Source organism: Ruegeria sp. SCSIO 43209, from assembly GCF_019904295.1.
Taxonomy (GTDB): domain Bacteria; phylum Pseudomonadota; class Alphaproteobacteria; order Rhodobacterales; family Rhodobacteraceae; genus Ruegeria.
Genome location: NZ_CP065362.1, coordinates 328368 through 342468 on the forward strand (window position 1 = coordinate 328368; position 14101 = coordinate 342468).

Annotated in this window: 11 protein-coding genes; 7 read left to right on the forward strand and 4 right to left on the reverse strand. The window is 55.4% G+C overall.

Features of this window, described 5'->3' with window-relative positions:
- Positions 1 to 122 precede the first annotated feature (122 nt).
- Genes I5192_RS20910 through I5192_RS20920 form a run of 3 tightly spaced genes read left to right on the forward strand, consistent with a single transcriptional unit; the run spans position 123 to position 3728 of the window.
- Positions 123 to 305, forward strand: coding sequence for a hypothetical protein (locus tag I5192_RS20910; RefSeq protein ID WP_223118467.1), 183 nt, complete (start codon positions 123 to 125; stop codon positions 303 to 305).
- Entirely contained in the window at positions 302 to 2434 is a 2133-nt protein-coding gene (locus I5192_RS20915) for a type I secretion system permease/ATPase (RefSeq protein WP_223118468.1), read from the forward strand. Before I5192_RS20910 ends, I5192_RS20915 begins: the two co-directional genes overlap by 4 nt.
- Complete coding sequence (locus I5192_RS20920) at positions 2418 to 3728, forward strand: HlyD family type I secretion periplasmic adaptor subunit (protein WP_223118469.1); 1311 nt, start codon at positions 2418 to 2420, stop codon at positions 3726 to 3728. Before I5192_RS20915 ends, I5192_RS20920 begins: the two co-directional genes overlap by 17 nt.
- 76 nt (positions 3729 to 3804) lie before the next feature.
- On the opposite strand, the gene I5192_RS20925 is transcribed toward I5192_RS20920, so the two are convergent.
- The 4 genes from I5192_RS20925 to aspT are packed head-to-tail and all read right to left on the reverse strand — an operon-like array spanning position 3805 to position 9784.
- Positions 3805 to 4506, reverse strand: coding sequence for a response regulator transcription factor (locus I5192_RS20925; RefSeq protein ID WP_170394537.1), 702 nt, complete (start codon positions 4504 to 4506; stop codon positions 3805 to 3807).
- Complete coding sequence (locus tag I5192_RS20930; RefSeq protein WP_255612217.1) at positions 4507 to 6408, reverse strand: PAS-domain containing protein; 1902 nt, start codon at positions 6406 to 6408, stop codon at positions 4507 to 4509.
- A 55-nt stretch (positions 6409 to 6463) separates the two neighbouring features.
- Positions 6464 to 8080: a bifunctional aspartate transaminase/aspartate 4-decarboxylase gene (locus I5192_RS20935; RefSeq protein WP_223118471.1), complete on the reverse strand. Its 1617-nt coding sequence runs from the start codon at positions 8078 to 8080 to the stop codon at positions 6464 to 6466.
- Between the two features lie 18 nt (positions 8081 to 8098).
- Complete coding sequence (aspT, locus tag I5192_RS20940) at positions 8099 to 9784, reverse strand: aspartate-alanine antiporter (protein WP_170394528.1); 1686 nt, start codon at positions 9782 to 9784, stop codon at positions 8099 to 8101.
- A 396-nt stretch (positions 9785 to 10180) separates the two neighbouring features.
- Between aspT and I5192_RS20945 the strand changes: the two genes are divergently transcribed.
- The 4 genes from I5192_RS20945 to I5192_RS20960 are packed head-to-tail and all read left to right on the forward strand — an operon-like array spanning position 10181 to position 14097.
- Complete coding sequence (locus tag I5192_RS20945) at positions 10181 to 11305, forward strand: MlaE family lipid ABC transporter permease subunit (protein ID WP_170422810.1); 1125 nt, start codon at positions 10181 to 10183, stop codon at positions 11303 to 11305.
- A 1-nt stretch (position 11306) separates the two neighbouring features.
- A complete protein-coding gene (locus tag I5192_RS20950; protein ID WP_170422811.1) occupies positions 11307 to 12122 on the forward strand; it encodes an ABC transporter ATP-binding protein in 816 nt (271 codons plus the stop codon).
- Between the two features lie 5 nt (positions 12123 to 12127).
- A complete protein-coding gene (locus I5192_RS20955; protein WP_170394518.1) occupies positions 12128 to 13444 on the forward strand; it encodes an MlaD family protein in 1317 nt (438 codons plus the stop codon).
- On the forward strand, positions 13441 to 14097 hold the full coding sequence (locus tag I5192_RS20960) for an ABC-type transport auxiliary lipoprotein family protein (protein WP_170407827.1): 657 nt from the start codon (positions 13441 to 13443) through the stop codon (positions 14095 to 14097). Before I5192_RS20955 ends, I5192_RS20960 begins: the two co-directional genes overlap by 4 nt.
- Positions 14098 to 14101 lie beyond the last annotated feature (4 nt).

Here is a 14101-nt window from a genome sequence, read left to right on the forward strand (position 1 = left end):
CCGCTGGCGGTGCATTCTTGGCTCAGGCCTTATTGGGGTTGATAGCGCGGCCCGTTCAGACGAACTCCAATAATAGTGAAGTGCCCCCTTACTGGTGGGTATCGGAAGGTCATGAACCTAGAATGGATGTATTGACTGCGAGATCCCGAGTGTCGGGTACGAAACGCAACGACATGCAGCTACAGGAACGGCTGATTCTGGCAGAACAGAACTTCGCTTTGGCCAATTACACCTCATCGATCCGAACCGAGACCATTCTGGGTTCTCCGGGGTTCACGATGGACACGCTGGATAAGTCGCTATGAATGTTGATCGTGCAACTCTGACCGAATTGGAAGCTTGCTTGTTGAATGTCGCAGCGACACTTGAGCGGCCATTGACAGTTGCAGCACTGAACGCCTGCCAATCTGGTGATACAGGTGAGTTGACCGTGCGCGATGCGATGTACGCGGCACAACGAGCAGGCCTGCAGGTCGGGTTTGGTGCGCGAAAGCTGTCGGCATTTGATGCACCGCTGGCACCCGCGATCTTGTTGTTGGAAGGCGATCGCGCCGTTGTGTACCACGGGCGCACGCGCAATGGCGATCTATTGCTTTACGACCCCACTTTGGATGACGGTATCGGAGAGGTTCCCGAAAGCGGCGTGGACGAAGTCTACACGGGCTATGCATTGTTGTTTCGACCCTTGCACCGCGACGAGGTTAACGCAGATCAAGCGGATCAGCGGGGTCATTGGTTCTGGTCGTCCCTTTCCGCAAACCGCTGGTCTTATGTTCAGGTGGCGCTGGCTGCGGCGATGGCAAACGTTCTGGGGCTTACGACCTCAGTCTTTATCATGATCGTCTACGACCGGGTCTTGCCCAACGAGGCGACCGAGTCGCTGATTGCTTTGACGCTTGGCGTGGGGTTGGCGCTTCTTTTTGACTTCGCGCTGAAGCTCCTTCGCGCGGGGTTCATAGATCGCGCCGGCCAGAATGCTGACATGTCCATGGGACGGCGAGTATTTGACCAGGTGCTGAATATTCGCATGTCGTCCCGAACGGGCTCAACGGGTGCAATGGCCAGTACCATCCGCGAATTCGAAACTTTGCGTGAATTCTTTACTTCTGCCACACTCGTCGCTGTCGTAGACTTGCCATTCATCGCGGTATTCATATTCGCGATCTATATGGTGGGCGGCCCGCTGGCGCTTGTTCCGGCACTCGCTGTACCAGTCGTTCTTCTCAGCGGACTGGCTGTTCAACCGATCCTGTCGCGTCTTGCTGAACAAAGTTTTGCAGACGGACAATCCAAGCAATCTGTTCTGGTTGAGGCTGTATCAGGCTTGGAAACCATCAAGACAACCGCCGCCAGTCGGCAGATGCGAATGCGGTGGGAAGGTGCAATTGCACGCCAGTCAAACTACGGATCACGCAGCAGGGCCGTTACTCAATTTGCCCTGAACCTAACTGGATTTACTCAGCAGGCCGCGCAAGTACTTATCGTCTTTTATGGTGTATTTCTGATCACGGATGGCCAGACGAGCATGGGGGCACTTGTTGCGTCGGTGATGCTGACCGGCCGTGCCCTGGCACCGCTGGGACAATTGGCGCAAACCCTGACACGTGTCAATCAGGCACGCAGTGCCTACCGCAATCTGGACACGTTAATGCAGGCGAGCAATGAGCGGCCTGAAGGCAAATCTTGGATCAGCAGATCCGAGTTTTTCGGGCGGATAACGTTTAACAATGTTCATTTCGCATATCCTGATCAAACGGAAGATGCGATGAAAGGTGTTTCATTTACAATCGAACCCGGTGAAAAAGTCGCTGTCCTGGGCCAGATTGGGTCGGGCAAGAGTACGATTGCGCGACTGCTGTTGGGCCTCTACCAACCGCGTGTGGGCTCGGTGATGTTGGACGGGCTGGACATTCGCCAGATTGATCCCGGCGACTTGCGGCGAAATATTGGTTCAGTCTTGCAAGACATCTGGCTGTTTTCCGGTACCGTCCGGGAAAACATTGCCAGCGGGTCGGTGCGCCCGCGTGATGATGAACTGATCCGTGCAGGGCGCATTGCAGGTGTCGAAGATTTTATCGCGCGGCACCCACGGGGCTATGATCAGCCTGTAGCCGAACGAGGAGAAGGATTGTCAGGTGGTCAAAGGCAGGCGATTGCATTGGCCCGGGCGCTTATCGGGCATCCTCCTGTCCTGCTGCTGGATGAGCCTACGAGCGCGATGGACGTCAAATCCGAATCCGAAATTATACGCCGCCTTAAAAAGACCACGCCAGATACCACGATGATCATCGTGACGCACCGAACCAGCCTGCTGGAACTGGTTGATCGGGTCATAGTGATTGAGGATGGCAAAGTTGCAATGGACGGACCCAAAAACATCCTGACCCAGACAGTTCGCAAACCCGGGAGGCATCTGAATGTCGCGGCATCCTGATCTGGAAAGCCTCGCCCGTGAAATGCGTGGCGGGTCACCGCTGCGGGGATCATTGCTGCTGCTCCTGATACTCAGTTGTTTGATAAGCGCCGTCGCCTGGGCTCATTTAACTGAACTCGACGATGTCGTGAGGGCAGATGGGCGTATCGTGCCATCCGGCGATATTCAGGTGATCGAAGCGACCGAACCCGGTGTTTTGCGGTCCGTTCACGTGCGCGAGGGTCTGGTGGTTGAGGCTGGTACATTGCTGATGGAGCTGAATACTACTCAGATCGAACGAGAGTTGAGCCAAGAGCAACAGCGTGCCTTTGGTTTGATGGCCCGCGCACAACGACTACGTGCCGAAATCGATGGGGCTGAGCTTGAGTTCGACGACGATCTTCTGACTGGCGCGCCAGATGTCGTGCGGTCGGAGACTGCGCTGTACCACGGTCGGCAAGCAGAACTTGAAGCTGAGATTGCAATTCTCTCTCGACAGCGCGAACAGCGGCAACGCGAGTACGAAGAGGGATTGGTTGACCAGGTCACGTCAACCGAGACCCTGAATGTGTTGGCCGATGAGCGCGCTATGATGGTGCCATTGGTCGAACAGAAGATGGAACCGGCAACAACCCTTTTGGCCCTGCGCCGTAGCGAGGCGGAATGGAAAGGCCGCAAGGTCAGAGCAGAGGCGATGATCAACCGGTTGAAGGCCGGGCTGGATGAAGTGGATGACAAAGTCCGCGCGACGCGCAGTCGGTTTCGTAGTGCCGCACTAACTGATCTGGCTTTGGTTTCGGCAGAGCTTGCCGCCTTGCAACCTGCCCTGCCCTCTTTGCGTGACCGTGCGTCTCGCGCGCTGATCCGGGCCCCCGTACGGGGTGTCGTAAACCGGATTCACCGGACGACGATCGGCGGGATGGCCCGAAGCGGTGAGGAACTGATTGAGATTGTTCCGTTGGACGACAGATTGTTGGTGGAAGCCTATGTCCGGCCCAAGGACATCGCCTTCCTGCATCCAGAGCAAAAGGTCAAAATCAAGATCACGGCCTACGATTTTTCGCGGTACGGCAGTCTGGATGGTGAGATCGTTCGCATCGGTGCCGACACCATCACTCGCTCGGAACGAAGTGAAGAAGAGGTTTTCGTCGTCGAAATTCAGACTTCAGACACGATGTTGGATGCGGGTGGTACAGCGGTTGAAATCATCCCAGGAATGATCGCTCAGGTCGATATTCTGTCAGGCCGAAAGTCAGTTCTGGGTTATCTGATCCAACCTGTTCTGAAAATAAAAGACGAGGCGCTGCGCGATTGAAGAGAACGACAGATGGGCAGCAGATAGCAAAGCGCCAGCCGATAGACATCTTAGGCGTCGGGGAGGGGACCGACGACTAAGACCAGGTCACGTCACCAAGAAAGATATATCCCGCACCATATATCGTTTTAATAAGGCGCGGGTTTTTGGGATCTTCGCCCAGCTTCGTTCGCAAGCGGGAAATCCGAACATCCATAGCGCGGTCAAAGCTGTCACCTGCCCCGCCACCCAACATGTCCTGCATGCGCGCGCGGCTGATCAGGCGTTTGGGACTTTCAAGAAACAATCGCAGAACCTCACCTTCGGCATGACTGAAAGGTGTCTCGACGCCATCGGCATTGATCAAGACATATCGATCAAACTGTGCGGTCCAACCATTGAATTCGGCTATGTCTGAATTCGGCGTTGCTGGTCCAGTAGAGCGTAGCCGGGCGCGGACCCGAGCAATTACTTCGGCTGGATCAAATGGTTTGGTGATGTAATCATCTGCGCCAAGCTCCAATCCCGTTACCCGGTCCTGCACCTGAGCGCGGCCTGATATGATGATGACTGCAGCACCTTGCTCAAGCGCAAGTTTGTGCACAAGTGCAAGTCCATCAGTATCCGGCAATGATAAATCCACCAAACACAGATCCGGAGTGACCCTTTTCAGCGAAGCTTCAAATTCACGGGCACGTGAAAAGCTCTGAGTTTGAAACCCGGCATCTTCCAGCGCTTCCGTTAGGATACGGCGGATTTCAGGTTCGTCATCGAGAATGGTCACCAAAGGTTGTGTCATTCAGGCGGCCTCGGTTCGGATCAACGCCGACAATTGCGACGATGTGAATGGTTTGCTTAGGACGGGTGCACGGGTCAATGCCTGATGATGTAGCGGGTCATTTAGCGGCAGCGACGTCATCAGTATACAGGGCAACGCACCATTCAGGCGGTCGACAATGTCGATCCCAGTGCCTTCGCCCTCCAGCTTAATATCTGATAGAACCAGCGCGATATCACCGATTTCCGACGTCAAGGTCAAAGCTTCATCGACCGAGCTTGCCTCGATCACCGAACACCCCAAATCGACCAGCATGTCCCGGAACTGACTGCGCAGGTCATCGCTGTCTTCAACCAACAATACGAGACCCGCTTGCGCGGACGGGGCAGGACGGTAGGGCAAACGTATCACGACCGAAGCACCAGAAGGCGTGTTGCGCAAATTAAGGTCACCGCCCGCCAGCTTTACCGTGTCGTAGACCATTGGAAGTCCCAACCCCGAGCCATCGCTGCCTTTGGTGGAAAAGAATGGGTTTAACGCTTTCTTTAATGCTTCCCCGGTAAACCCCGGGCCAGTGTCCGACACCGTGATCTCAACCCATATTGTCCCGATTGCATGCGCAGTGATCGTGATCTGGCCCGATGTGCCGCAAGCATCCCGCGCATTCAGAACCAGGTTCAGCAGTGCATCCTGAACCATGCCGGGATCGAGCATCAGCGCCTTGTCGGGTAGAGTATTGACCACCGACAACCCCATGCCCCGCGGCAAGGACGGGGTGGCAAGGATTCGCAAATCCTCAAGTAAACCGCGCATATCCGTCGCCTGAGGTTGCGGCGTGCGATTGCCGGTCATGTCTGCGATGCGATTCAGCAGTTGCCCCCCGCGTCGGGCAGTTTGTTGCGTAGCCGTGACTAGCTGATCGGCTTCCTTGGGTAGATCCATCCTCTCTAATCGCGCCTGCATGCCCAGAATAATGGTCAGCAAATTAGAAAAGTCATGGGCAAGCCCGCTTGTCATCTGCGCCGCCATGGCTCTGCGCCGCGTTTGCTGAAGGGCGACACGGGCTTGAGTTTCTTCGGTGATATCCACCGACATGACATAAACACCACCCGCTTTATCCGGGGTGAATGATACCCGAATGCGGCGTGAATCCTGATCTTCGGTAAACTCGAAAACCGAAGGTTGGCCTCCATAGGCCTGTTCCAGATGTGGCTTTACCCGGTCATAGGCAGATGACCCCAAAGCCTTTGATATATGAAGGCCCAGAATGTCAGACGGACGGCCGGGCATGACCGAACTGAGGCGGCGGTTTGAGTAATCGTATCGTCCATCGGCATCCAGATGCGCGATATGAGCCGGCATCATCTCGGTCGTCATCCGCGTGCGGGCCTCGATCTCTGTCAGTTGACGCTTGGCTTCTTCCAGCGCGGTGATGGTCGCGGCCAGTTTGCGGTTGGTTGCGGAAAGCTCTTCGGCATGGCTCAGAAGTTGGCCAGACAGTTCTTCTGAACGGGCACGCAGCAAATCTTCTACCCGCTTCGTGCGAGTTATGTCGGTATAGACGGCCACCCAACCCCCATTGGGCAAAGGTGCACCTTCGACCGAGATCACCTGACCATTAGGCCGTGTGCGCTCCATATAATGCGGCTCGAACGCGAGGGCCTGTGAAACGCGTAGCTCGACCATCTCGTCAACATCGCCGACCGAACCGTATTCCCCGCGGCTAGCGAGAAAATAAATTGTGTCACGAAACAGAGCCCCCGGCTCGACAAGTTCGTTTGGCAGGTCGAACATTTCCTGAAACCGCAGGTTGCTGACCACAAGACGCAATTGGCTGTCATAAATTGACAGCGCCTGACCGATCAGGTTCAGGCCAGCCGTGGTCATCGCCTTGATGCGCTGTTCGGAAATGTCCAAATTCATCCTCCCCTGCGCCCATGGGTATCACCAGTTCAGGCGCAGGTGTAGGGAGATTCACCTATCCGTGCAGCGGCAAATTGTTCGCGGCACGGTAGGCTTGAACATAGCCGCGTGCCACTGATCGAACGGCTGTCCCGATCTGAGAATACGCCTCGTCCGGCAGGTTCGCAAAGGACACGCGAGCCGACCAGCCCGGAGCATCAAATCCGCTGCCGTTCAGCAGAACGATCCCATAGTCTTCCGCCAATTTGAACGCAATATCCAATGGGTGAACATTCTGCTTGATCCAAGCCACGACATCTTCACCGACATATTTTCGCAACCAATATTCGAAATCGATGATGCCGTAATAGGCGTCGTAATGCTCACCTGCCTGCACCTCGATGCCCATCGCTTCGGTCAGCAGTTTGAAACGGCGATGAACCAGTTCCATGCAGGCGGTCTGATAGATTTTCTTGCTGTCGACCAATTCACTGAGTGAAAACAGCGTCATCATCACCTGCTGCGGCAGCGACAGGCCCGCCGTGTGGTTCAAAGCCACATCGCGGCTATCGGCCACAAGCCGGTCGATAAAGCGAATGTCACGTGGTGTCAGGCTAAGCGTGCCATAGCGCTTGTCCAGGGCCTGTTTGATCTCATCCGGATGATCCGCCAGCTTGAGATCGAAGATGTTGTCTTGCGCCACGGCAATCACGCCGAGACGCCAGCCGGTGCAGCCAAAATACTTCGAGTAGGAATACACACCGATTGTGTTGCGCGGCAGATGGCCCATGACCGAGGTAAAATCGTGCACAAAGGTGCCGTAAACATCATCCGTTAACACGATCAGATCAGGCCGGTGATTTTCAACCAGGTCCGCTAGTTTGCGAAGTGACGCGGTACTGAGCGCGACCGAAGACGGATTGCCGGGATTGACTAGGAAGAACGCCTTTACCTTGGGATCTTTCAACTTTTCCACTGCTTGGTCGGTCAGTTGAAAACCATCCTCTTCATCGGTTTCCACATGCACGGATTCAAGGCTGTAATCCTCCAACTCAGGCATTTCCAAGTAAGGCGTGAAGATCGGAGTGCACAGAGCTATCGTGTCACCCGGGTTCAGCAATCGGTTGGCTTTGAGCGTCTTGAAGATGTAGCACATCGCCGCCGTGCCGCCTTCGACTGCGAACAGATCGAACTGAGCGTCAGGCCGGTTGCCCCGACACATGGACCACATCAGGTATTCATGGGCAATGGTGGCATTGTGTTTCAGGATGCGGTCAGGCACCGGATAGTTATCACCGATGATCGAATCCGTCAGTTCATGCACAAACTCGTCCGCATCGAAATCAAATGCGGATATGGCATGCGCCACGACCTCAAGCAGCGTATCGACGCCCGGCGTGTCGGAATGATCAGACGCCCAGCTCTGCAGCCGTCCATGGCAACCTTTCTGCGCCGGCATTCCGCCTAAACCAGCGGGGTGGTCCATCACACGTTTGGATTCAGTTATGGCAAATTGACCAAGGGCAAAGAACGCCTCACGCGGACGGGTGGCAACCCAGTTAGGATTGCCGCGCCCCGCGTTCAGGAAAGCACTATTGGCCTTACGCGCCTCGGCCGAGGCCAGTTTGATCAGCTCATCCTTGATCTGAAACGGGCTGAGTGCTTCGTAATCGTGCAGCGTTACTCTATCCATAACGTGAACCTCTCCAAATCAGCTTAGGATCAAAACAACGACCATCCCGAAGATGGTCAATAATGTATTTCCGATCGCATACGGCATTCCGTAGCCAAGCGCCGGGATGCGACTTTGCGCGGCTTCCTGGATCATACCCAACGCCGCCGTCGTGGTGCGCGCACCTGCGCAGGCACCAAACAGAATGGCCGGGTGGAATTTGAACACGTAATGCCCGACGTAAACTGCAAAGATCATTGGTAGCGAAGTCGCGACGATTCCCCATAGCAGCAGCGCAATACCGGCCTGTTGCAGTCCCGCGACAAATCCCGGCCCTGCGGTGATCCCTATCACCGCGATAAACACGTTCAGACCCAGAGTGTTCATCAACCAAAGCGCCGGACCCGGGATGCGCCCAAAGGTCGGGTGCACCGTACGCAGCCAACCCAGCACCAGCCCAGCCAGCAGCGCGCCTCCGGTAGTGGAAAGGCTGATCGGGAAACCACCCATCATGACTGACAGTGTTCCAATGATGCCGCCGATGAAAATCCCCCAGCCTACAAAGGCCAGATCTGTGGTGTCTACCGGGCGGTCGGCATAGCCAATCTGGGCAACTGCGGCCTCGACATGCCGCTTGCTGCCCTGAATTGTGACGATGTCACCACGATGCACGACTGTCCCGGGTAGCAGCGGCAAATCCTGCATGTTTCGCATCAGTTTCGAGACATAAATGCCCCGCGCGATCGACAGTTTGCTTAGCTCTTCAAGCGTCTTGTTATGAACCTCTTTGCTGGTGATCAGCACATCCAGTTTTTCCGACGGTATGCTCAGCAGATCAGGCGCGTCAGCTTCTGTAAGATTGGTCTCAAGCAAACCCACCAGATCAGCGCGGCGGCCTGAGAACATCACAACATCTCCGGCCTGCAATACGGTGTTATCATCTACCTCTATGATCTTCCCGTCACGTCTCAGGCGTTCGGCATAGATGCGGATACCGGGCATCAGATCTTTGACCGGTTGCCCCAGCAGATCGCTACCTTCTGGGATCTCAAAGGCCCGCGCCTCGATCGCGCGATATGCCGAGACGATGCCATCACCGGTTTCAACCGACGTCGTGCCACCCAGCTTAGCCTCATATTCCTTGCAGGCCGCGACCAGATCGACGCCAATCAGACGCGGGCCGATCTTGGCCAGAATGATGGCCGACCCGATTGTGCCGTAAATATAGGTCACCGCATAGGCAATCGGAATCTGGTTAGCATAGGTTTTGGCCTGTTCCGCCGACAGGCCCAGCTGGCCAATTTGGTCGGTGGCAACACCGATCGCCGCTGAAATCGTCTGCGATCCGGCATAAAGCCCCGCAGCATAGCCAAGTTCCAGACCCGCGACCTTAGCTGCGATGATTGGGATAACAAGGCAAAGCGCAAGTACGCTGAGCGCAAAGAACACCTCGCGAGCGCCGTCTGCTTTCAGGCCGCGGATGAACTGAGGTCCGACACCGTAGCCCACAGCAAAGATGAACAAGATGAAGAAAGTCGATTTGACCGCCGAGTCGATTTCAATCTGGGCCTGTCCGATCACCACCGCCGCCAACAAGGTTGCCGTGACCGTGCCCAGACTGAACCCCATCAGTTTCCAAGGACCAACGAGAAAGCCGATACCGATGGACAGGAACACCGCCAGTTCAGGGTAATTTTGAAGAATATGCACCAGCCAATCGACCATCAATCACCTCTCAATCCGCGCCTGACAGGCATTTGAGGCAAAAGCCGGAGACAAGGTGAAGAAGCGCCCAATTGGCCCACTTACTGCCCGACCAAGCCGCCTGTTCGAACACACAACCGCAACAGGAAAACTTCGGCTTCACGATACCTTACAAAGGACATTTGTCTATAATTATCTGAATATTAATAGTTCTGCTTGTCCGCCCTCATTCAGAACACCCCGACTGAGCCTGCGCCACAATGCAAACACGCGAAACGCATGGCTCGCCCGCTCTGCCTGCTCCAGAACCGGAACCATGGGCTTCACTGTCGCTCTACCGCAATGCGCGGGTGCAAAATCCTGAGGGGTTCGAACAAATCCATTGCAGCGACCCGGTGTTTGCCATCACATACCGCTATGACACGGCCGACGATTATTTCCGAGACCAGCGCAACCGGCGTTTGTATCCGCCTTGCCGGAGATCTGCGCACTCAATCGTTGGATCGTGTCGAAGCGGGTTTTGCTGCCCAAAAGCCCAACGGCCAAGATGTCATTGTGGACATGTCGCAGGTGGAATCGCTGGATACCGGAGGGGCCTGGCTAGTCGCCAATCTGGTGCAGCGGATGGGAAGCGAGGGCGCTCAGGTCCAGCTCGAAGGGTTGGCCCCTGCGCATTCGTCATTGATCGAAACAGTATCGCACAACATATCCGAGGTTACAGGAGAAGAACTGCCGCCGCATGGCTTTGTGAATTGGGTTGCCCGGATTGGGCAAAAAACTTTTGGCGCCTGGCAGGACACATTATCAATCATCGGCTTTCTTGGCCTTACTCTGCATCGATTGGTCCGGACTCTGATCATGCCATGGCGACTGCGTCGTGCTGCCTTGGTGTCACAGATGGAGCAAGTCGGCTTCAAGGCGCTGCCGATTGTGTCCTTGATGGGTTTCCTGATCGGCGTCGTTCTGGCCTTTCAGGGCGCGACGCAGTTGAAACAGTTCGGGGCTGAGATCTTTGTTGTCGAATTGATCTCCATCTCGATCCTGCGTGAGCTTGGTATCCTGCTGACAGCGATCATCGTCGCTGGTCGCTCCGGTTCGGCTTTTACGGCTTCGATTGGCTCGATGAAGGTGCAGGAAGAGATTGATGCGATGCGCACCCTGGGGTTGGATCCGATTGAAGTTCTGGTCATTCCCCGTGTTCTGGCGCTGTTGATCATGTTGCCCATTCTTGGCTTTGTTGCCGATATGGCTGGCCTGATCGGCGGAGCGTTGATGAGTTGGATCGACCTCGGTGTCAGCCCCGGCATGTTCCTGACCCGGTTGAAGGAAAATACCGGCGTCGCACAGCTTGCCGTCGGGATGATCAAGGCACCGTTCTTTGCACTGGTGATCGGTGTCATTGCCTGCTGGCAGGCTATGCAGGTCAAAGGTTCATCCGAAAGCGTTGGTCAGCGGACGACAGCCTCGGTCGTGCAATCGATCTTTATGGTCATCGCCATCGACGCCCTGTTTTCGATCTTCTTCTCAGAGTTGGGGATCTGACATGGATGGAGCCGCGCTTCAGGACAAGCCCCAATCCGACGCGAAACGCGAGGCCGTTATTCGTGTGCGCAATTTAACCAACCAGTTCGGCGAGCAAGTGGTCCACGACAACCTCAACCTCGATGTCTGGCGCGGTGAAGTGCTGGGTGTTGTCGGTGGATCGGGCACTGGGAAGTCCGTGCTTTTGCGTACCATCGTCGGGCTGAACAAGCCCAAGTCGGGAAGTATTGAGGTTCTTGGCGTCGATGTTCTTAACGGCCCCGAAGAAGAACGTCAGCGGATCGAAAGAAGCTGGGGTGTGGCATTTCAGGACGGTGCGCTGTTTTCCTCACTGACTGTATTGCAGAACGTGATGGCGCCTCTGCGCGAGCACACGGGTATCAGTGAAAAATTGATGGCCGCACTGGGTGGTCTGAAGATCAGTCTTGTTGGCTTACCTCAACTAAGTTGTAGCAAGTTCCCCTCGGAACTGTCCGGCGGAATGCGTAAACGCGCTGCGTTGGCCCGCGCACTGTCGCTGGACCCCGAAATCGTTTTTCTGGACGAACCAACTGCCGGGTTGGACCCGATCGGGGCCGCCGCATATGATGACCTGATCGGGGAACTTCAGCACACGTTGGGGCTGACCGTGTTCATGGTAACGCATGATCTGGACAGCCTTTATGCCATATGTGATCGCGTTGCGGTACTTGCGGAAAAACGCGTGCTGGTTGAAGGTCCGATAGAAGAGATGACCAAGGTCGACCATCCTTGGGTTCAGGAATATTTCACAGGCCCCCGCGCCCGTGCGGCACAACAGAAGGGGCAGGACAGGTAGAGGCGATGGAGACCCGAGCGAATTACATCCTGATCGGTGCGTTCACCCTGGCGGGCATCCTTGGTGCCTTCGGGTTCTTTCTGTGGCTCGCCAAATTCGAAGTGACCCGGCAATACGCCTATTATGATGTGTTGTTCGACAATGTCTCGGGCCTGTCGGCTGCAGGTGGCGTAAATTACAACGGCTTGCCTGTGGGTCAGGTGGTTTCCCTGGACTTGGACAAAGATGACCCGTCAAAGGTGCGAGTGCGGCTTGAGGTTGATGCCGACATCCCTGTTACCAAAGAAACCATCGCACAGTTGCAATCTCTGGGTGTGACAGGGGTTGCTTATGTTGAGCTTTCCGGAGGGTCTCCAACCGCAGAAAGGCTAGCCCAGAACAGTGTCATCCCAAGCAAGCGCAGTTCGATTCAATCCTTGCTTGAGGGTGCGCCAGAGGTTCTGGAAAAGGCAGTCACCCTGTTGGAGAACCTCAATTCGGTTGTTGATGACAAAAACCGAAAGGCGGTGTCGGATATCCTGAACAATCTGGCAGAAGCGTCGGGCAAGCTGGATAAAACTCTGACGGATTTCCAGTCGCTCTCGTCCGATTTGGGCGGTGCGGCCAAAGACGTTGGAGAATTTACCAAGAGACTGGATACGTTGGCGAACACGGCCGAGACGACGTTGAGCACAGGAACGGACACGCTGAAGAGCATCAAAGAGACCTCAGAATCCGCCAAAACAACGCTAGAGACTGCAAATAACGCCATTGCCAGTGCTGAAAGCGTGATTCAGGAAGATATCCGGCCCTTTATCGAACGCGGGTCAATCCTGGCCGAAAGGCTGACTCGGCTGTCAGATGAAGGCAGCGTTACGCTTGAGGTAATCAGCGAGACTGTTCTGAATGCAAACACCACCCTTGAGTCGGTTACATCGACTATGGATTCAGCCAAAGGGGCGCTCGATTCAGCAGAGAGGGCGTTTGACTCGGCAAACCGGGTGATGGACGAGGATATCTCACCTGTCGCTGAAGATGTGAGTAAGGCGGCTAATCAGGTTGCGGAAACCGTCTCGAATATCACCGAAAAGATCGACAAGATTTCCGACGATGTTCTCAGCGCCTCCCAATCGGCGTCGGATCTGCTGGGAACCATCGACGGGATCGTTCAGGACAACCGCCGTCAGGTTTCGGACTTCTTGCGCGTTGGGTTGCCTCAGTTCATCCGGTTCATCGAGGAATCACAGCGTCTAGTCATCAGTCTGGATAGATTGGTCGACAAGGTCGAACGCGACCCGGCCCGCTTTTTGTTAGGCACCCAAGCATCGGAGTTTCGTCAATGATACGGCCCTTAATATTGACTCTGGTTTTGGCCGCTTTGACGGGCTGCACGGGCTTGGGCACGCTGCGGCAGGCTTCTAAACCCAATGACTTGTATTTGCTGACACCCAAAAGCACGTTCTCGTCATCGCTGCCGCGAATCCAAAAACAGATCGTTGTCGAAGAGCCCACAGCGACGGCGGCCGTGAACACCGATCAGATCGCCGTGCAGCCCACCTTGCTTCAGGTACAGTATCTGCCGCGGGCCCGATGGGTGGATCGCGCGCCGTTAATTGTGCAGGCGCTGATGGTCGAAAGCTACGAAAATTCGGGCAAGGTCGCGGCCGTAGGACGTTCGACCGTAGGCCTGAGAGCGGACTATGTGATCGCGCCTGATCTGCGCGAATTTCAGGGCATCGTCATCAGCGAAACCGAAGACACGAAAACGGTCCGCGTAGAAGTGCGCATCAATATCAAGATCATCGATGAGTATGAGGACAAGATCATCGCTTCAAGCTCATTCCAGGAAGCAGTGCTGGCGACCAGCGATAAAACACCCGAACTGGTTGAGGCCTTTGATATCGCGTTGGGCAAGACAATGCGGGATGCCGTGGAATGGAGCATCCGCAAAATCCATACGCATACGCTCAATAACCCGCGATCAAGACCTAGCTAGTGGT